The organism is Ralstonia edaphi, assembly GCF_958350185.1.
GTDB classification, from domain to species: domain Bacteria; phylum Pseudomonadota; class Gammaproteobacteria; order Burkholderiales; family Burkholderiaceae; genus Ralstonia; species Ralstonia edaphi.
On sequence record NZ_CATWHI010000003.1, the window covers coordinates 689,702 to 709,970 of the forward strand.

15 protein-coding genes and 1 tRNA gene are annotated in these 20,269 nt (G+C 66.0%); 11 read left to right on the forward strand and 5 right to left on the reverse strand.

Annotation, left to right across the window (positions count from 1 at the left end; translation table 11 throughout):
• Positions 1 to 1,689 (reverse strand): AMP-binding protein, encoded by a 1,689-nt coding sequence (locus tag R2669_RS13690; protein WP_316900619.1) that lies wholly within the window; start codon positions 1,687 to 1,689, stop codon positions 1 to 3.
• A 450-nt stretch (positions 1,690 to 2,139) separates the two neighbouring features.
• Here R2669_RS13690 and R2669_RS13695 point away from each other — a divergent pair, with 450 nt between their 5' ends.
• Positions 2,140 to 3,078 carry a LysR family transcriptional regulator gene (locus R2669_RS13695; RefSeq protein WP_316900621.1) on the forward strand — a complete coding sequence of 313 codons (939 nt, stop codon included), beginning with the start codon at positions 2,140 to 2,142 and terminating at the stop codon, positions 3,076 to 3,078.
• Between the two features lie 73 nt (positions 3,079 to 3,151).
• Here the strand turns inward: R2669_RS13695 and R2669_RS13700 are convergent, their stop codons facing one another.
• The 4 genes from R2669_RS13700 to R2669_RS13715 all read right to left on the reverse strand — a co-directional run bounded on the left by R2669_RS13700 (position 3,152) and on the right by R2669_RS13715 (position 8,897).
• On the reverse strand, positions 3,152 to 5,782 hold the full coding sequence (locus R2669_RS13700; RefSeq protein WP_316888988.1) for a DNA topoisomerase III: 2,631 nt from the start codon (positions 5,780 to 5,782) through the stop codon (positions 3,152 to 3,154).
• Between the two features lie 253 nt (positions 5,783 to 6,035).
• Positions 6,036 to 6,416 carry a thioredoxin family protein gene (locus tag R2669_RS13705; RefSeq protein ID WP_316888990.1) on the reverse strand — a complete coding sequence of 127 codons (381 nt, stop codon included), beginning with the start codon at positions 6,414 to 6,416 and terminating at the stop codon, positions 6,036 to 6,038.
• 62 nt (positions 6,417 to 6,478) lie between these two features.
• Positions 6,479 to 7,684: a DNA-processing protein DprA gene (dprA, locus tag R2669_RS13710; protein ID WP_316900623.1), complete on the reverse strand. Its 1,206-nt coding sequence runs from the start codon at positions 7,682 to 7,684 to the stop codon at positions 6,479 to 6,481.
• Between the two features lie 25 nt (positions 7,685 to 7,709).
• Positions 7,710 to 8,897 carry a LysM peptidoglycan-binding domain-containing protein gene (locus tag R2669_RS13715; protein WP_316900625.1) on the reverse strand — a complete coding sequence of 396 codons (1,188 nt, stop codon included), beginning with the start codon at positions 8,895 to 8,897 and terminating at the stop codon, positions 7,710 to 7,712.
• Positions 8,898 to 9,149: 252 nt separating this feature from the next.
• Between R2669_RS13715 and def the strand changes: the two genes are divergently transcribed.
• From def to R2669_RS13765, 10 genes are all read left to right on the forward strand, one after another.
• The gene (gene def, locus R2669_RS13720) at positions 9,150 to 9,665 is read left to right on the forward strand and encodes a peptide deformylase (protein WP_092974019.1); all 516 of its coding nucleotides are present in this window, start codon (positions 9,150 to 9,152) and stop codon (positions 9,663 to 9,665) included.
• 10 nt (positions 9,666 to 9,675) lie between these two features.
• Positions 9,676 to 11,700, forward strand: a complete 2,025-nt coding sequence (locus tag R2669_RS13725) for an ArnT family glycosyltransferase (protein WP_316900626.1) — start codon at positions 9,676 to 9,678, stop codon at positions 11,698 to 11,700.
• Positions 11,701 to 11,756: 56 nt separating this feature from the next.
• Positions 11,757 to 12,740, forward strand: a complete 984-nt coding sequence (gene fmt, locus R2669_RS13730; protein ID WP_316900628.1) for a methionyl-tRNA formyltransferase — start codon at positions 11,757 to 11,759, stop codon at positions 12,738 to 12,740.
• Between the two features lie 31 nt (positions 12,741 to 12,771).
• Positions 12,772 to 13,428, forward strand: a complete 657-nt coding sequence (locus R2669_RS13735; protein WP_316900630.1) for a LysE family translocator — start codon at positions 12,772 to 12,774, stop codon at positions 13,426 to 13,428.
• 120 nt (positions 13,429 to 13,548) lie between these two features.
• Positions 13,549 to 14,409, forward strand: coding sequence for a zinc metalloprotease HtpX (gene htpX, locus R2669_RS13740; RefSeq protein WP_316888995.1), 861 nt, complete (start codon positions 13,549 to 13,551; stop codon positions 14,407 to 14,409).
• Positions 14,410 to 14,512: 103 nt separating this feature from the next.
• Positions 14,513 to 15,844: a 16S rRNA (cytosine(967)-C(5))-methyltransferase RsmB gene (gene rsmB / locus R2669_RS13745; protein WP_316900631.1), complete on the forward strand. Its 1,332-nt coding sequence runs from the start codon at positions 14,513 to 14,515 to the stop codon at positions 15,842 to 15,844.
• Positions 15,845 to 15,857: 13 nt separating this feature from the next.
• Positions 15,858 to 16,628, forward strand: coding sequence for a DUF4390 domain-containing protein (locus R2669_RS13750; protein ID WP_316900633.1), 771 nt, complete (start codon positions 15,858 to 15,860; stop codon positions 16,626 to 16,628).
• The gene (locus R2669_RS13755; protein WP_316900635.1) at positions 16,625 to 19,093 is read left to right on the forward strand and encodes a sensor histidine kinase; all 2,469 of its coding nucleotides are present in this window, start codon (positions 16,625 to 16,627) and stop codon (positions 19,091 to 19,093) included. Before R2669_RS13750 ends, R2669_RS13755 begins: the two co-directional genes overlap by 4 nt.
• A gap of 36 nt (positions 19,094 to 19,129) precedes the next feature.
• A complete protein-coding gene (locus R2669_RS13760; protein WP_147215005.1) occupies positions 19,130 to 19,843 on the forward strand; it encodes a response regulator in 714 nt (237 codons plus the stop codon).
• A 67-nt stretch (positions 19,844 to 19,910) separates the two neighbouring features.
• Positions 19,911 to 19,986 (forward strand) — tRNA-Phe (locus R2669_RS13765).
• Positions 19,987 to 20,269: the final 283 nt, after the last annotated feature.

Genomic DNA, 20,269 nt, shown 5'->3' on the forward strand with positions numbered 1-20,269 from the left:
TCAGGCGGCGACGGCGTCTTCGCGCAGCAACCTTCGCAGCACCTTGCCCGTCGCGGTAGCGGGCAGCGCATCGTGGAACTTCACGCGCCGCGGCACCTTGTAGGGCGCCATGTTGTCGCGCGACCAGGCAATCAGCTCGGCTTCCGAGAGCGTCACGCCGCTCATCGGCACCACATGCGCACAGACGACTTCGCCCTTGTCGGGATCCGGGATGGGCGTCACGGCCACTTGGCGGATGCCCGGGTGGCGCGACAGCAGCGCCTCGACCTCCTCCGGAAACACGCTGTAGCCCGAGACCTTGATCATCTCCTTGATGCGGCCCTGCCATTGAAGGTAGCCGTCGGGCGAGACCTGGCCGATATCGCCGGTCCGCAGGAAACCGTTGTGCAGGACGGCGCGCGTGGCCTCGTCGCGCTGCCAGTAGCCGCGGAAGACGCCGGGGCTGCGGATGGTGATTTCGCCGGCCTGGCCCGGCGGCAGTTCCGCGCCGGTGTGCGGATCGACGATGCGTACCTCGGTCTGCGGGACGATCTTGCCGTGCCAACCCCAGCGCGGGGCATCCGCGGGGGTAATGGCATCGCAAGTGTGCGTTTCCGATAAGCCATAGGCGGCTTCATAGATGCGGCACTGCGGGCCTGCAAAGGCACGCCACCGGTCGGCAATGGCTTCGGTCAGCGTGACACCGAAGCTGGTGCACGGGTTGGCCACCAGGGATTCCATGCGGTACTGCGCCGCGTCCGGATGCGCCATCACGGCAAGATTCATTGGCGTCATGCTGTACCAGCGTGTCACGCGATAGCGGTCGATGGCCTGCAGCACAGCCAGGGGATCGAACCGATAAAGCAGGATGGTCGTCGCGCCGGAATACAGCATCACGTTCATGCCCATCAGCATGCCGGCGATATGCGACAGCGGCGCCACCGCCAGCATCACATCCGAGGCATGGATGCCGCTGACCTGCACCGTGACGGCCGTTTTGTACAGCGCGTTGCGGTGCGTGAGCATGGCGCCCTTCGGGCGTCCGGTGGTACCGGAGGTGTAGACCATCAGCGCAACGTCGTCCAAGTTCACCTGGATGGCGGCGACGGCGTTGCGCTCGGCCACATCCACGGGTTCGGCCATCAGCTGCATCAGGTCGAGCTGCGCGGCGCCCGGCTTGTTCTTGAGCGGCGGCGCGGACGAGGCATCGGCGGCAATCAGCTCGGGCGGCACGGCCAGCGCCTTGCGACACGCAGGCTGCGTGGGCTGCAGATCGGCATAGCGTGTGGTGATGACGGTCGTGACTGACGTGCCCGGCCGCGCAGCCTCGACAATCGGCATCAGGTCAGCCGCGGCCACCAGAATCTTCGCGCCGCAATCGGCCAGTTGGTCGCGCAGTTCGTGCTGACGCGACAGCGGCCCGCACGGCACGACGATACCGCCCAGCTTGGCCGTGGCCAGATGGGCCACGATGGCTTGCGGACAGTTGTGCAGGAACAGCGCAACGCGATCGCCGCGTGACACGCCCAGCCGCTGCAATTGCACGGCCAGCCGCGTCGACGCCTGATCCAACTCGCGCCAGCAGATCGTGCGGCCGTACCACAACAGGGCGATGCGCTCGGGCGTTTGCTGCGCATGGTGGGCGCAATACCGGTGCAGCGGCATTTCGCCCGCCAGATAGTGGACCGGTTCGCGATTCTGGATGGTCATGTGGTGTCTCCTCGGCCGTCGGCATCGCGGGGCGATACATCGGCCGTGATGGCTGCCCTCGTTGCGGGGCGCTCATGCGGGTCAGGGTTCGCGGCATCCATCGTTCAAGTATGGCGAGGCCCTCTGGCCACCGCCGCACCGATTTGCGCAAGACTGCGTTCCACCCACGATTCGGGCCAAACATGACCTGGCACAAGACGAACCCACGAAAATCTACCGCTCGGTATAGAGTCTCGACGCAAATCTGCTGTTGCGTCAATCGGTGAGAAGTCGGATACGCAGCCCCGGCAACCAAATATCTCAAATGGAGCTGGGGCGGCATTCTCACATGAGCGTGTGCTCACATTCAAGAATTGTCCCTAGGCAGTGAATTGCTTCTGACAATATTAAATATTTGCTGTCACGACAGATTTGTTCTATTTTTGACAACAAATTATGTGAGAGGCCGGAATGGATCGTTTGCAGTCGATGCGGGTGTTTTCCAAGGTGGTGGAGCTCGGCAGCTTCGCCCGGGCGGCACAGCATCTGTCAATGAGCAATGCCGTGGTCACGCGTTACGTGGCCGACCTCGAGGCGCATCTCGGCACGCGCCTGCTCAACCGCACCACGCGCAGCCTGTCGCTGACCGACGTGGGCGAAACCTACCTGCAGCGCTGTGCGCAAATCTTGCTCGACATTGACGAGGCGGAATCGCTCGCCACCTCGCGCAGCCAGGCGCTGGTCGGCGGCCTGCGCATCGTCGCCCCCGTCATGTTCGGGCTGCACGTGCTGCCGATGCTGCTCGCGCGCTTCCAGCAGCTTTATCCCGAGGTGACGTTTGACGTGGCGCTGTCCGATCGCCCGATCGACATCGTCGAGGATGGCCGCGACGTCGGCATCATGGTTTCAGAACTCGGCCTCGGCTCGCACCTCGTTGCACGCCGGATGATTTCCGCCGAGATGATCATGGCCGCCACGCCAGCCTACCTCCGCCAGCATTCCACGCCCCAGCGCGCCGAAGATATTGCCGAGCACCGCGTCATCGCCATGTGGCACCCGCAGCTGCGTCACGAATGGGAGATGAGCACGCCCGACGGTCAGTCGATTTCGGTGCCGGTGCAGCCATCGCTCGTCACGAGCAATGCCGAACTGATGCACCGCGCGGTGCTCGCCGACATGGGCATCGCGATTCTGTCGTCGTACATGGCGCGGCCGGATCTGGAATCCGGACGGCTGGTGCGCGTGCTGCCGCAATACAAGCTGCCGCATCGGTCGCTATCGCTGGTGTACCCGAGCCGCAAGTTCCTGCCGACGAAGGTCCGCACGTTCATCGATTACATGCTGGCCCAGGCGATGGAGGTAAAGCACAGCGAGGCACGCGCCGGCCGTGGCCTGAGCGAAGCCGCATAAGCCGAGCCGCATCGCCAAAACAAAACGGGAGGACAGTGTCCTCCCGTTTGCGTTGATGCCTGCGAAACCGCGTTCAGGTTTCGCTGGTGCTTTCCTCATCGGCCTCGGCTTCAGCGGCTTTCTTGCGCGCCGGGGCCTTCTTTGCGGCCGTCTTGCTTGCGGTCTTGGCGGGCGCCTTCTTGGCAGCGGGCGTCTTGGCGGCGGCCGTGGTCTTCTTCGCCGCAGTCTTGGCGCCGGGCTTGCCCTTGCCTTCGCCGCGCGGCTCGAACTCGAAGCCGATCTTGCCGTCCGGCTGCTTCACCAGGAACGCCTTGAAGTTGCGGCCCGTGCGCGCCGACTTGAAACCGGTCAGCAGGTCGGTCTTGCCTTCGGTCAGCAGCTTGGCCAACTGCTCGCGGCTGATCTCCTGCTGCAGGATGATCTTGCCGGTGGTGAAGTCGCAGGTCTTCGGCTGCGCCACGGCGTTTTCGCAGACGTACTTCAGGCCATGCTCGTAGACGTTGCCGTTGCACTTCGGGCAGTGACCGACGCTTTCCTGGCCGGAGAAATCGACCGGCTCGCCATCGTCTTCGTCGTTCTGGCCGAAGTCGAACCCCATCTTCCAGTGACCGTCTTCCTGCGCCAGCTTGAGGATGGCCGCAAACGGCCGGCCCATCTTGCTGCGGAAGCCCTGCAGCGGGCCGATGGTCTTGTTGGTCAGCAGCTCTTCCACCTCGTCCAGCTCGAACTGGCGGCCGCCCGGAATCTTGCTGATCGAGAAGTCGCAGTGGCTGCAGGCGAAACGGCGGTAGTTTTCTTTGACCACGTGGCCGCATTGCGGGCACGGCGTGGAAAGCGTCGCGTAGTCGCCGGGGATGGTGTCGCTGTCGTATTCCTTGGCGCGCTTGACGATCTGCTGTGTCATCTGCGCGATCTCGCGCATGAATTCATCACGCTCCAGCTGACCGCGTTCGATCAGGGAAAGCTTGTGCTCCCAGCCGCCCGTCAACTCGGCCTGCGTCAGTTCTTCCACGCCCAGGCCGCGCAGCAGCGTCATCAGCTGGAAGGCCTTGGCCGTTGGGATCAGCTCGCGGCCCTCGCGCACGAGGTACTTTTCCGTCAGCAGACCTTCGATGATGGCCGCGCGCGTCGCTGGCGTGCCCAGGCCCTTGCCGGCCATGGCTTCGCGCAGCGCGTCGTCGTCGACGAGCTTGCCGGCACCTTCCATGGCCGACAGCAGCGTCGCTTCGTTGTAGCGTGCGGGCGGCTTGGTGGTCAGGCCGACCGGCTCGACCTTGTCGGTCTTGACCTTCTCATCCTTGGCGACCGGCACGAGGTTGGCGTCTTCGCCCTGCGCCTCGCGGCCGTACACGACCAGCCAGCCCGGATTCACCAGCACCTTGCCTTCGGTCTTGAAGTGATGCCCGGCCACCTCGGTAATCCGCGTGGTGACCTGGTATTCGGCGGCCGGGAAGAACACTGCCAGGAAGCGGCGCACCACCAGGTCGTACAGTTTCTGCTCGGGCTCCGAGAGGTTCTTCGGCGCCTGCAGCGTCGGGATGATGGCGAAGTGATCGCTGATCTTGCTGTTGTCGAAGATCCGCTTGTTCGGCTTGACCCACTGGTTGGCGAGGATCTTCTTCGCGTGCGTCAGATAGTTGGGCGAGCTTTCGCCCAGCATGTCCAGCGTCTGCTTGACCGTGCCCATGTAGTCTTCGGGCAGCGCGCGCGAATCGGTACGCGGGTAGGTCAGCACCTTGTGCTTTTCATACAGCGCCTGCGCCAGGCCCAGCGTGTTCTTGGCCGAGAAGCCGAAGCGGCCATTGGCCTCGCGCTGCAGGCTGGTCAGGTCGAACAGGGCCGGCGACATCTGCGTCGACGGCTTCGATTCTTCCGTCACGGAACCCGGCTTGTCGCGGCACGCAGCCACGATGCTCTTGGCCTCGGCCTCGCTCCACAGACGCGAATCGCGCTGCTCTGGATCGAACTCGTTCTTCTTGAACTTCGGGTCAAACCAGCGGCCTTCGTACAGGCCGGCCGCGGCGATGAACTCGGCGCGCACTTCCCAGTAATCGCGCGGGACAAAGCGTTTGATCTTCTCTTCGCGCTCCACCACGATCGACAGCGTGGGCGTTTGCACGCGGCCCACGGTAGTCAGGAAGAAGCCGCCGCCCTTGCTGTTGAACGCGGTCATGGCGCGCGTGCCGTTGATACCGACCAGCCAGTCGGCCTCGGAACGGCAGCGGGCAGCATCGGCCAGCGGGATCATCTCTTCGTCGCTGCGCAGCTTGGCAAAGCCGTCGCGAATCGACTGCGGCGTCATCGACTGCAACCACAGACGCTTCACCGGCAACTTGGTGTTTGCGTGTTGCGCGATCAGGCGGAAGATCAATTCACCTTCGCGCCCCGCGTCACATGCGTTGATCAGGCTGGTGACGTCCTTGCGCTTGATCAGGCGTGTCAGCACCTTCAGGCGTGATTCCGACTTGGCGATCGGGCGCAGGTCAAAGTGCGGCGGGATCACGGGCAGATGCGCGAAGCTCCATTTGCCGCGTTTGACTTCGTATTCATCCGGCGCGGCAATCTCGACCAGGTGGCCAACCGCCGACGAGAGGACGTAGTCGTCGCTCTCAAAGTACTCGTCGTGCTTGGTGAAGCCACCCAGCGCGCGCGCGATATCAGCGGCGACCGACGGTTTTTCGGCAATGATGAGAGCCTTGGACATGTGAGCGGATCCTGGCGATCGCAAGTAATCGGGTAAAGAAGAAGTCGCTTTTCTATAACGACCGTTCGCGTGTTTTTTTAGAGTCTTATGGCAACGCCTGCCGACTTCAAGTGCCGGCGACGCTTGTCAGCGCGCCCCTTTGGGCGTCCTCAATGTTCGGCCGGCCCAAATTTGGCCGCCAATCATAAGCGCGGTTCCTTTTCAGGCGCAATAGAGTGGCGCATGCGGCGCTTGGCGTTGTCAAGGCCTGCAATCACGCCGATTCCAGCAGCCAGCCTCGCAAGTCAGGGGCCGAAGCCACCGCCGAAGCCGTGCTCAGATCACGCGAAAGCAATCCCTCAACAACACCCGCGTGGGGCAAGACCGGGCCGAAAAACAACACATCGCTCCCTCGCTGCACCAGCAGGGTCGGAAAGTTCTCCACGTCGAAATCGCCCAGCGCGTCGGCATGGTCTTCCACATCGACCCAGACGAAGCAGCACTCCGGATGCCGCTGCGCCAGTTCAGTGAAGGTCGTCCGATAGCTGCGGCACGTGCCACACCACTCCGCGCACAGGCACGCGACCAGCAGTTGCCCGGAGCGGATGCCCGCGTGCAGCGCAGCGGCGTCGGTGTCGGGCGAGAGCAGTGGCATGAAAAACGGGGCTGAACGATCAGCAGAGTGGCGAGGGGGTCGCGCCTATTGTAGGCACGCTTTCACGGAAGCCGCAGGAAGCGCCCGCCGGGCTGACGCTCGACGCGGCCATCCAGCTCCAGCGCCAGAAGCTGCGCGGACAGCGCAGCCGCTGCCTGGCCGGTGCGCTCGCACAAGGTATCCAGATCGACGGGGTCAAACCCAAGCGCGTCGAGCAACGTCGTTTCAGCCGCACTCGGCGCCGCGCGGGCTGGGGCCGACGCAGCCTCGGGTGCCTGGACCGCGGCCGTGCGCGTCGCACGTTTGGCCGGCGTTGCAGCACGCCCCCAGCCGAGTTCGTCGAGGATATCGGCGGCGGTTTCCACCAGCTTGGCGCCTTGCTTGATCAACAGATGGCAGCCCTTGGCCAGCGGCGAATGGATCGACCCGGGAATCGCAAACACATCGCGCCCCTGCTCGACCGCCAGCCGCGCCGTGATCAGCGAGCCGGACTGCGCCGCCGCTTCCACCACCAGCAGCCCGCGCGCCAAGCCGGAGATGAGGCGGTTGCGGCGCGGGAAGTTCTCGGCCCGCGCGCCCATGCCGAGCGGGTATTCGGAGATGATCACGCCAGCCTCGGCAATGCGATGCGCCAGCGCCCGGTTGCGGGCCGGGTAAACAATATCCAGCCCCGTACCCACGACTGCGATGGTGCTTCCCGGGCCGGCCAGCGCGCCCTCATGCGCCGCCGCATCGATGCCGAGCGCCAGACCGGACACGACCGTCACGCTTGCCGCCGACAGCGCCTGGGAAAACGCCCGGGCGTTGTCGATGCCGGCCGCCGTGGCGCTACGCGCGCCCACCACGCCCACCGCTGCGGCGCGCAGCAGCGACGCATCGCCCTTGGTGTACAGCAGCGTCGGCGGGTCCGGCAGTTCGAGCAGGCGGGGCGGGTAGCCGCGATCGGCCAGTGTGAAGATGGCATTGCCGGGCTCGTTCACCCAGGCGACGGTGCGCTCGATCAGCGCTGACAGCGTCTCGTCGGGCTCGGCGAGCACCGCACGCGCCTGACGCTCAGGAAGCACCTTGGCGAGCGCGGCATACGGCTGGGCGAAGATGTCTTGCGGCAATCCGAAGGCCGCCAGCAGCTGCCGCGCGGCCACAGGCCCAACGCCCGGGGTTTCAGTCAGACGCAGCCACGCGGCCAGTTCAGCCGGATCGCGCGTACAGGAGAGGGAAGCAGTGGAATCGGCCGCAGCGGACGCCGCGGCCTGGGATGCATCGGTCAAATCGAGGACTGCGGTAGCGCGTAGTTCAGGGTTGCTGCGACATCGGGTTGCTGACGCTGTCGCCCACTTCCACGGCGTTCGACGCGTCCGTCACCAGCGCATAGGCCACGTGCGGGAACACGCGGAACACGAAGGCGAGGCCGTAGCGCTCTGCGGGCAGTTGCACGGCTTCGTTGCCAGCGGTGGCGTCTTTCACGAGTGCGCCAGCGCGCGCCAGCGACAGCACGTGGCCAGGCTCCAGCCCCTGCTGACTGCCGATGTTCAGCACAACCACCTGGTCGGTGCCGCCGAAGCGCACACCGCCGGTCACCTTGGCGACCGCGCCGTGCACGTCACCTTCCGGCGCATGCGGCACATAGCGCACCGGCACGCGCGGCGGCAGCGGCATCAGTTGCGAGCCGACGCCCATTTCTTCCTTGGACGACAGCACCTCCATCTTGGTCACCGCCTGCGGGCCGGTCGCCGCACGCACCACGCGCAGCGTGCCGAGGAAGTCCGCTTCGTAGCCCAGCACGTTGCCTGTCACAGGGTCCTTGAGCGGACGGACTGGGCGATACGCCTGCCATTCGGTGCCAGCCTGCCCGCCTTCGCCTTCCGGCAGGCCGCGGGCGTAGGCGTTTTCGCCCTTGCCCAGATAAACGCGGCCTTCGGGCAGCGAGAAGATGCGCGCCGGCGTGGCCAGCGTTTCTTCATCCACGACGATCGGCTGGGTGAGGAACGGCTCGATGGCGGCGGCGGGAATGCTGGAGATGGCGTCACCGTCCTGCCCCGACACGCGGGTATGCGGCGACAGGCGCACCGTGCTGCCATCCGCCGACGCCGGCGAACTCGACAGCCACGCGCGGCCGTTGGCGTGATGCAGATACAGGATCTGGCCCGGATAGATCAGATGCGGGTTGCGGATCTGCTCCCGGTTCATGCCCCAGAGTTCGGGCCAGCGATAGGGCCGCTTGAGGTACTTGCCCGAGATTGCCCAGAGCGTGTCGCCACGGCGCACGGTGTACTGGGCCGGCGCGGTGGGGGACAGTTCGGATTCGGGGATGCCAGCTTGCGCAGCTGTCTCGGCCTGCGCCTGTTGCGCCGGCGTCACAGTGCGCTCGGCAGCGTGGGCGGCGCCCATGCAGAAAAGCGCTGCCGCGGCAACCGCCGACAGGGCGCAAACGTAAGGCTGGCGCGCTTTCATGGCGGTTTGCATGGCGGGCTGAGAGTGCATCGGTGTGTTACGATGGCGCATTATTCTATGAAGAATCGGCGAGTGGTCCGCGTGCCTGTCCGACGCCTCACCGCCGCAGCTGTACGCAGTTCTGCGTTGCAGCAAGAGGGGTATGGCATCCAACATTCGTCAGGCTTTTTCCTAAGCCATGTGGCGGATAGCGCCCCCGATTCTGCATGACATTCCAAGCGATCGCAATTGAAGGCAACCCCTCGTTAGCGTGGCCTTCTGCAACCGTTGTTGCCAAGCATCATGGCCCTACTGAATATCCTGCAATACCCTGATCCGCGGCTGCACAAAGTCGCCAAGCCCGTCGCCGTTGTGGATGACCGCATCCGCAAACTGGTCGCCGACATGGCCGAGACCATGTACGAGGCGCCGGGCGTCGGCCTGGCCGCCACGCAGGTCGACGTGCACGAGCGCGTGATCACCATCGACGTGTCGGAATCGCGCGACGAGCTGCGCGTGTTCATCAACCCGGAAATCATCTGGGCAAGTGACGAGCACAAGGTGTGGGACGAAGGGTGCCTGTCGGTGCCTGATATCTATGACAAGGTCGACCGCCCGGCCCGGGTGCGCGTGCGCGCACTGAACGAGAAGGGCGAAACCTTCGAGTTGGAGGCCGACGATCTGCTGGCCGTGTGCATCCAGCACGAGATGGATCACCTGATGGGCAAGGTCTTCGTCGAATACCTCTCGCCGCTCAAGCAGACGCGCATCCGCTCCAAGCTCAAGAAGCATCAACGCGACGCCGTGCCCCAGCGTTGAACGTGTTCCCATGCCTGGCGACGCCGACGCGCGCACCCGCTCCATCCCGCTGATGCCGATCGCTCCCGCCGACGCAGGCACCAACGTAAGCCCGCGCCGCCTGTCGGCGCTGCTGGTGCGGCACTGGCGTGCCGTCGTCGTGCTGATGCTGTGCGCGTATTTTGTCGCGGGCACATTCTGGCGTGCGCCATGGAAGGCCGACGAGCCGTATTCCTTCGGCATCGTCATCAACATCATCGAACGCGGCGACTGGGTCGTCCCGAACGTCGCCTTCGAACCGTTCGTCGAAAAGCCCCCGCTGATGTACTGGACGGGCGCGCTCGCCGCGCTCGCGCTGCCCGACATGCCGCCGCACGAAGCCGTACGCGTGGCGGTGCTGTTCTGGATGGCGCTGACGTGCTGGGCCGTCTGGCGCACGGCGCGCCTGCTGCGCAGCGAAGCGCGCGACTGGCGCTTGCGTGTGGGCGCAGACTTGGCCCGGGGGCGCCCCGGGCTGACGTTGGCCGCACGCCGTGAAGCCGGCCTCGACGCCGGCGGCGCGGCACTGCGCGACTATGCGCTGGGCGCGCTGCTGCTGTTTGCCGGCTGCGTGGGACTGGTCGAGCACGTCCACAAGTTCATTGCCGATGTCCCGCAACTGGCCGGCACGGCGCTAGCGCTGTACGGCCTCGTGCGCTTCGTCAAGGAGAGCGAAACCGGCGGCGCCAAGGGCGTCGACGTCCTGCGACCCGCACTGTGGTTCGGTACAGGCATCGGCGTGGCGTTCCTCGGCAAGGGCGTGCTCGTACCGGGGCTGTTCGCGATCACCCTGTTGGCAGCGATTGCGCTGCTGCCAGATTTCCGCAACCGGCAGGCATGGCGCTTCTATGGCCTCTCGCTGCTAGTGGCACTGCCATGGCTGGCGATCTGGCCGGCCATCTTCTGGCACGAATCGCCGGATCTGTTCATCGAATGGTTCTGGGTCAATAACCTCGGCCGCTTCTTCGGCTTCTCGCATCTGGGCGGCGAGAAAGGTGCGCTGACAACGACCATCCGCTCGATCTTCCTGACCGGCACGCCGGCTGTGTGGCCGGCGGTGGCCGTGCTCGGCGTGTCGCTGTACAAGCTCGTGCGGCAGCGCGGGCATGGCGCGCGCACGGCGTGGCTGTTGCCGTATCAAGGGCACCTGGTCGTTGCGCTGTTCGTGTTGGCGACGATTGCCGTGGTGCTGCGCTCGGCGGTGCTGCGCGATGTCTACCTGATGCCGCTGCAACCGGCGCTGGCCCTGCTCGGCGCGCCGATGCTGCTGCTGATCGCGCCAGCGTGGCGCGCGCGCGCATGGGGCGCGGCGGTGGCGTTGTTTGGCGTGGTGGGTCTGGTGGTGTGGGCCGTGTGGGGCGCGCTCGTGACGAGCGGCGGGCAGTTGCTGCCGGGCTGGCTGGCCAAGATGCTGGGCCGCGTGCTGCCATTGCCGTACGACATGCTGGTCCACCCGTTCGCCGTCTTGGCGGCGGCTGCCATCACGGCGCTATGGGCCGCCTGCGTCTGGCTGCGGCCGGCGCGTTCCGGTGTGGTCGCATGGGCGGCCGGTCTGGGGATGGTGTGGGGTCTGCTGGGCACGCTTTTGATGCCCTGGGTGGACGACGCCCGCAGCTACCGGCCGCTGTTCCAGGCCATCAAGCCCGTGCTCGAATCCGCGCAGATCTGCGTCGCCACGCGCGGCATGGGCGAAAGCGAGCGCGCACTGATGCACTACGAAACCGGCGTACGCCCCGTCAAATGGCTGCTCGGCCACAGCGGTGCCGGCGACGACCACCGCCCGAACCCGACCGCCCGCACCTGCGACCTGATACTCGTGCTCGAAAAACGCCCGGAACACGCCCGACGCCGCCCGCACGGCAACAACTGGGAAATGGTCTGGCGCGGCAGCCGTCCGGGCGACACCAACGAAACCTTCTCGCTGTTCCAGCGGCGCGGCAATGGCGTGCCCGAGGCACTGCCGTCGCCGGAGCCCATCGTGCCGCTCACCGACACGCCGCATCGCGGCCGTCGCTAAGCCAATGCGCTACGCTGTCGTGTAGCGCGCTTCCCCTCGATTTCGGTTTTCCATCCATGACGTCCACCCTTCGCGTAGCGTTTGCCGGCACGCCTGAATTTGCGCAGATTGCCCTGGCGGCGATCCACCAGGCCGGCTTTCCCGTCGTTGCCGTGCTGAGCCAGCCCGATCGCCCCGCAGGCCGCGGCATGCAATTGCAGGCAAGCCCCGTCAAGCAATACGCCGTCACACATGGGTTCGCGCCGATCCTCCAGCCGCCGTCGCTGCGCCGCACGGGCAAGTATCCGCAGGAAGCCGCGGAAGCCATCGACGCCTTGGCCGCCCAACGCCCCGACGTGATGGTCGTCGCGGCCTATGGCCTGATCCTGCCGCAGGAAGTGCTCGATCTGCCGCGCTTTGGCTGCATCAACATCCACGCGTCGCTGCTGCCGCGCTGGCGTGGCGCCGCGCCCATCCACCGTGCAATCGAAGCGGGCGATGCCGAATCGGGCATCACGCTCATGCAGATGGATGCAGGCCTGGATACCGGCGACATGATCGCCATGGAGCGCGTGCCCATCGGCCTGACCGACACGACCGGCACGCTGCACGACACGCTGGCCGCGCTCGGCGGACGCATGGTCGTGGAGGCGCTCGCCAAGCTGGCGCAGGACGGCAAGCTCGACGCCACGCCGCAGCCGGCCGAAGGCATCACGTATGCCGAGAAGATCGCCAAGGACGAAGCCGCGCTCGACTGGTCGCGCCACGCCGCCGCGTTGCTGCGGCAGGTGCATGCGTTCAATCCGTTTCCCGGTGCATCGGCTGCGCTGGATGGCGTGGCGATCAAGTTCTGGCAGGCGGAGGCGCTGGCCGATCGCCCGGCTGACGCAGAACCCGGCACGGTACTCGCCGCGAACGCCGAGGGCGTCACCATCGCGTGCGGCGCCGGCGCGCTGCGTGTGACGCATTTGCAGAAGCCGGGCGGCAAACGCCTGCCTGCGCGGGAATTCCTGCAAGGCTTGGCGATCCAGCCCGGCCAGCGCTTCGCATCGCGCAGCTGACCACGCCATCTATATAGAAGAGGATTTCGCCATGACCGCGCTGGGCATCGTCAATCTGCCGCTCTTCATGCTGGCCGTGTTTCTGCTGAATGTGACGCCAGGGCCCGACACGGCCTATATCGTCGGGCGCAGCGTCTCGCAAGGACGCGCGGCGGGGCTGCTGTCGTCGCTGGGGGTGTCGGCGGGCTGTTGCGTGCACGTGCTGGCGGTCGCGTTCGGGCTGACGGCGCTGCTCGCGGCGTCTACCGGGGCGTTCACGGTCATCAAGGTCGTGGGCGCGGCGTACTTGATTTATCTGGGCGGCCGCATGCTGCTGGCGCCGCCCGAACGCGAGGACGCCCCGGCCGAAAAAACGGAAACGCCCGCCGCCAAGCGCCCGCGTCCGCTCAAGTCGCTGTTCATGCAGGGCTTTCTCACCAATGTGCTGAACCCCAAGGTGGTGCTGTTCTTCCTGTCGTTCTTCCCGCAATTCGTCGATCCGCACGCCGCCCACAAGGCGCTGGCATTCCTGGCGCTGGGCGCGGTGTTCATCGTCATGTCGACGATCTGGAATAGCCTCGTGGCGTGGGTGGCCGCCAGCGTCACTCGCAGCGTGGCGGGCAAACCTGGCATCAAGCGCTGGCTCGATCGCGTGGTCGGGACGGCGTTCATCGGGCTGGGTGCGCGACTCGCGTTCACCACCCGTTGATGCGTCAAGCGTCATCTGCGGCGAAATATCGCGCAACTGCCGCGCAAACCCTTGAATTTTCAGCGATTATCGCGATCTAACGAACTCGCAAAACCCAACACCCACAGGAGCCACACCCCCATGTTCAACTGGATCAAGACCTTCATGTTGATGGCAGCGATCACCGCGCTGTTCATCGTCATCGGCGGCATGATCGGCGGACGCAGCGGGATGATGCTGGCGCTGCTGTTCGCGCTGGGCATGAATTTCTTCTCGTACTGGTTCTCTGACAAGATGGTCCTGCGCATGTACAACGCGCAGGAAGTCAACGAGACCAGCGCGCCGCAGTTCTATCGGATGGTGCAGGAACTTGCCGGCCGCGCCGGCCTGCCGATGCCGCGCGTCTACCTCATCGACGAAGCCCAGCCGAATGCCTTCGCCACCGGCCGTAACCCCGAGCACGCCGCCGTGGCCGCAACCACCGGCATCCTCAACATCCTGTCGGAGCGCGAACTGCGCGGCGTGATGGCGCACGAACTGGCGCACGTGCAGCACCGCGACATCCTCATCTCGAGCATCTCGGCGACGATGGCCGGTGCGATCTCGGCGCTGGCGAACTTTGCCGTGTTCTTCGGCGGCCGCGACAGCGAAGGCCGCCCCGCGAATCCGATCGCCGGGATTGCGGTGGCGATCCTCGCGCCGCTGGCGGCGTCGCTCATCCAGATGGCGATTTCCCGCGCACGCGAGTTCGAGGCCGACCGCGGCGGCGCGACCATCAGCGGCGACCCGCAGGCGCTGGCTTCGGCGCTGGACAAGATCCATCGCTATGCGGCCGGCATTCCGTTTGCCGCGGCTGAAGCCCACCCGGCCACCGCGCAAATGATGATCATGAACCCGCTGCATGGCGGCGGCCTGGCCAACCTGTTCAGCACGCACCCGGCCACGGAAGAGCGCATCGCGCGCCTGATGCAGATGGCGCAGACGGGGCAATATCCGGCGTAAAAGCGGCAGCCCGGCCGGGCGCTTCCTTTATACTTCCGCAGTCCGCACGAGCCCGCCCATCGCGGGCTCGTTGCATTTTGTCCGCCTGATTTCCTGTTGCCCGATGCGCCTGCCGCCCGATTCCCTCGCCCACGCCTTGTCGCTTGCCGCCGCCGCCCTGGGCAAGCTGCGGCAGGGCACGGCATTGCCGCAGGCCATCGATGCCGTCTGCCAGGGCCAAGCCGCACCGGTGCGCGGCGCCGTGCAGGATCTCGCCTACCGCGCCACGCGCTGGCTGGGCAGCACCGACTGGCTGATCCGCACGCTGATCCCGCGCCCGCCCGCCGAAGGCGCCGCCAATCTGCTGCGCGTGGCGCTTGCACAATTGCTGGACGAACCGCTGCCGTACGCGCCGTTCACCGTCGTCGACCAGACCGTCACGGCCGCCTCGGCCGACCCGAAGCTTTCGCACGGCAAGGGCATGATCAACGGCGTGCTGCGCCGCTTCCTGCGCGAGCAACAGGCGCTGGTCGCCAACATGCAGGCGGACCTACCGGCCGCCACCAACTATCCGATGTGGTGGATCGACGCCGTACGCAGCGCGTATCCCGAGGCATGGCAGTCCATCCTGGCCGCCGGCAACCGCCGCCCGCCGATGGTGCTGCGCGTGAACCCGCGCCGCATTGCCGTCGACGCGTATCTCGCGCGCCTGGCCGAAGCCGGCATCGACGCCCAGCGCATCGGCGAGCAGGCCGTACGCCTTGCGCGCGCGGTGCCCGTTGCTGAACTGCCCGGTTTTGCCGACGGCGATGTCTCCGTGCAGGACGCCGGAGCGCAACTGGCTGCAACGTTGCTCGACGTGGCCCCCGGCCAGCGCGTGCTCGATGCCTGCGCCGCGCCGGGCGGCAAGACCGGCCATCTGCTGGAGCTGGCTGACGGCCTGGACGTCACGGCGCTTGAGTCGGATGCCGCGCGCGCCGTGCGCATCACCGAAAACCTCGCACGCCTGAGCCAGACCGCCACGCTCTGCGTCGGCGACGCGGCAAAACCCGACACCTGGTGGGACGGCCGACCGTTCGACCGCATCCTGGCCGATGTGCCGTGCTCGGCCGCCGGCATCGTGCGGCGCCATCCGGACATCCGGTGGCTGCGCCGCCCCGCCGACCTCAAGGCGCTGGCCGGGCTGCAGCGCGACATCGTGCGCGCCCTTTGGGCATGCCTGAAGCCGGGTGGCAAGTTGGTTTATGTCACCTGTTCGATTTTCCCGACGGAAGGCGAGGACCAGGCCCGATGGTTTGAACGCCATCTGGAAGATGCGATACGATTGCACGCGCCCGGCCAGTTGCTGCCGGTCTCGCCCGACGCGGCGCAGGCCAGCGGATTCGACGCCGGCGCGTCGCCCTTGCCGCTCGATCACGACGGCTTCTTTTACGCGGTTTTCCAGAAACGGCCTTGATGCACCGACCGTTGTGACTGTCATCCTTCGCCCATCGATCCGGCTGCTGCAAACCCGGTTCCGGCAGATTCTGCAACGGCTGGTCGCGCTGGTCGCATTGGGCATGCTGCTTTGGTGGCCGGTGGCGGCGCCCGCACAGTCCATCGAAATCAACCGGGCCCAGCTCGAATACGCCGACGGCGGCTGGAACCTCTCCGCCGATTTCGACTTCGACCTACCCAGCAATCTCGAAGACGCAGTGAACAAGGGCATCGCGCTCTACTTCCTCGTCGAATTCGAGCTGATCCGCCCGCGCTGGTATTGGTTTGACGACCACGCCATCAGCGCCACGCGCGTGGTGCGACTGTCGTATCACCCGCTCACACGCCAATACCGGGTATCGACCGGCGGCCTGCAGGTGCCATTCTCGCGGCTGAAAGACGCCGTCGATTTCATGCAGCACGTACGGGGCTGGCGCGTGTTCGAGCAGCGCGCCGTCAAGGCCGGCGAAACCGTCCAGGCCGAAGTGCGCATGCGCCTGGACGTGACGCAATTGCCCAAGCCGTTCCAGATCAACGCCGTCAACACGCGCGACTGGAATCTCAGCTCGGAGTGGAAACGCTTCAGCCTCCTGGTGCCGAACGAGCCGCCACCGGCCCCGGCACCCGCGCCCGCTGCGCCGCCGGCCAGCGCACCGGCATCGGCCCCGCCCGCTTCGGGCTCGGCCGGCCTGACGCCCAATCCGGGCTGGGGCATGAGCGCCGGCCCGTCGAGCGCAGGCACGTTGCTGGCGCCCGCCAAATGATCTTCGATCGCAGCTACAAGCGGCTGCTCTATCAGGTGGTGGCCGGCACCATCGTCTTTCTGGCCATCGTGCTGGTCGGGCTGCTGGCTGCCGCATCGGCCAACACCGAATTCTTTGACCGGTATTTCGCGCTGCTCTACAAGGTCAACCTCGTCATCGGGGTGCTGCTGGTGGTGATCATCGGCGGGTTGATGCTGGCGCTGGCGCTGCGCGCGCGGCGCGGCAAGTTCGGCACGCGGCTGATGACCAAGCTCGCGGTGTTCTTCGGCGTGGTCGGCGTGCTGCCGGGGGTGCTGATCTACCTGGTGTCGCTGCAGTTCGTGTCGCGCAGTATCGAATCGTGGTTCGATGTGAAGGTCGAGTCGGCGCTGGAGGCCGGCCTGAACCTTGGCCGTTCGACCATGGATACGGCGCTGGCCGATCTGCAGAACAAGGGCCGCCTGATCGCAGAGCAGGTCGGCGATGGGTCGGCCTCAGCCACGGCCATCACGCTCAATCGATTGCGCGAGCAGTTCGGCGTGCAGGAGGCGACCATCTTCACGGCGAGTGGCCGCGTGATCGCCACCGCGTCAAATAGCTACGACACGCTCGTCCCCAACCTCCCCGACCAGGCCGTGCTCGAACAGGCCCGTGCGCCGGGAGGCTATGCCAGCCTGGAAGGCGGCAGCGATAACGATACCGGCAGCGCCTCCGCGCTGGCCGCCTCGGCGCCAGCGGCACGCAACACTGGCCGCCGCAACGATCTGTACCAACTGCATGTGGTGGTGGCACTGGGCACATCTTCCCGCGACGAGCCCGGCCTCGGACTGAACACGCCCGCACGCAAATGGGCCGGCACCGGTTTGCTCGCAGACCGCCGGCCGGAAGATGGCAGCACCTCGCGTGGCTTCGGCCTGATCGGCGAAACCGGTCGCGACGAGCGCTTCCTGCAGCTCGTGCAGCCGGTGCCGCAGGCGCTCGCCCGCAACGCCGACGCCGTCCAGCGCGCCTACCAGGAATACCAGGAGAAAGCGCTCGGCCGCACCGGCCTGCGCAAGATGTACATCGGCACGCTCACGCTCACGCTGTTCCTGGCGGTGTTCATCGCGGTGATGCTCGCGCTGCTGCTCGGCGCCCAGCTGGCACGGCCGCTGCTAATGCTGCTCCAGGGCACGCGCGAAGTGGCCGAGGGCGATCTCTCGCCCAAGCGCGAACTGCATACGCGCGACGAACTCGGTGTGCTCACCCAGCAGTTCAACCAGATGACGCGGCAGTTGGCCGACGCGCGCCGCGCCGTGGAGCAGAATCGCGCGGCACTCGAGCAATCGAAGGCCTATCTTGAGAGCGTGCTGACCAACCTGACCGCGGGCGTCTTCGTGTTCGACCATCGCTTCGTTCTGCTGACCGCCAACCCGGGTGCCGAGCGCATCTTCAAACAGCCCTTCGGCGCGTGGGTCGGCCAGTGCCTGACCAGCATCACGCCGGTGGCGGCCTTCGCGCCGGTGGTCGAACAGGCCTTCGCCGAACAAGACGCAAGCACGGCCGCCGGCGGCGCGGTGGCCCACTGGCAGAAGCAGGTCGAAATTCCGCTCGAAGACGAAGACGAGCCCCTCACGCTGCTGGTGCGCGGCACGCGTCTGCCCGGCCCGTCGGTGGGCGCGCATGGCACCGAGCGCGGCTACGTGGTGGTGTTCGACGATATTTCCGACGTGATCTCGGCGCAGCGCTCCGTGGCGTGGGGCGAGGTTGCGCGGCGCCTCGCGCACGAGATCAAGAATCCGCTCACGCCCATCCAGCTCTCGGCCGAGCGCCTGGAGATGAAGCTTTCGCCCAAGCTGTCCGAGGCGGACGCAGACGTGCTGCGACGCGGCGCCACCACCATCGTCAACCAGGTGGCCGCGATGAAGCGCATGGTGGATGACTTCCGCGACTACGCCCGCACGCCGCCGGCCATGCTGCAGGAGCTGGACCTGAACGCGCTGGCCGCCGAGGTGCTGCACCTGTACGGCATCGATCACCCCGACCGCCGCGACCATCCCGTCATCGAAGCCAAGCTGGGCGCCAATCTGCCGCTCATCAAGGGCGACCCGACGCAGCTGCGCCAGGTCATCCACAACCTGCTGCAGAATGCGCAGGACGCCGTGGCAGAGAACGAAGCGGCCGGGCGACCTGCTCCGCATGTCATGTTGCAAACTGACACGGTAGAATACGACGACGCCTCGGGCGCGCGGCGGCAGGCCGTGCGGCTTGCGATCGCGGACAACGGCGGCGGGTTCTCTTCCCGCATCCTCAACCGCGCCTTCGAGCCGTACGTCACGACCAAAGCCAAGGGCACAGGATTGGGCTTGGCCATGGTGAAGAAAATCATGGACGAGCACGGGGCACGCATCGAATTGCGCAACCGCCAATCCAGCACAACATCGGGCACATCGGGTACCGACACCGTCGGCGCCCAGGTTTCCATACTGTTCGTAAAACTCGCGTAGCGCGGACGGCAATCCCGCCGCACATAGAGGAAAAGCATGGCCACCATCCTCGTTGTCGACGACGAAATGGGTATCCGGGAGTTGCTCTCCGAAATCCTCGGAGACGAAGGGCACGTTGTTGAAGTCGCCGAGAACGCGCAGCGCGCGCGCGAATACCGCGCGAACGCAACGCCCGACCTCGTCTTGCTCGATATCTGGATGCCGGATACCGACGGCGTGACGCTGCTCAAAGAGTGGGCATCGCAAGGTCTGCTGACCATGCCCGTCATCATGATGTCGGGCCACGCCACCATCGACACCGCCGTCGAGGCGACCAAGATCGGGGCGCTGAATTTCCTGGAAAAGCCGATCGCGCTGCAAAAGCTGCTGACGGCGGTGGAGCAGGGCCTGTCGCGCAGCAAGGAAAAGCCGCGCTCGGCAACACCTGCAGCCGCACAGGCGGCGGGACTCGCCGGCGCCATGCCAAGCGCCGCAGTCGCAGGCACGCCCGCCGCGCTCGATCGGACGGATATCAACGGCGCGCCCGCCCGTGCAGCGGAAGGCGGTGGCATGCAGTTCTCGTTCGACATGCCGCTGCGCGAAGCGCGCGACCTGTTCGAGCGGGCCTATTTCGAATACCACCTGCAACGCGAAGGCGGCAGCATGACGCGCGTGGCAGAAAAGACCGGTCTCGAGCGGACCCACCTGTATCGCAAGCTCAAGCAGCTGGGCGTCGAACTCTCGCGCAACAAGGGCGAGCCGGCGGCCTGATCATCAAAGTGCTTGAAGGTACTTGACGACTGGGCGCACACCCTGTCATACTTGCCTTTCTTTGCTTGGCCCGGTAGCTCAGTTGGTAGAGCAGCGGATTGAAAATCCGCGTGTCGGTGGTTCGATTCCGCCCCAGGCCACCAAAATTCTTCGCCCTTCAAGATCAATCGATTTTGCAGGGCAACAAAAAAGACCTCCTCGCGAGGTCTTTTTTCATTTCTGCGACGCCGTTCGCGCGTCCCGTCATCTCCCATTTGTCGCGCCACACGCCGATCTGCGGCGCAGTGTCGCACGCACAAAAAATGTACCCGAGCCTCTTGACGCAGCGCAGCTCAGGGTATACCTAGCGGCGCAAACTGCGCCAAACTGTCGCAGGTCTCGGTATAGTGACTCAACGCTATCAAACGGCAAGCACAAGGAGATTCT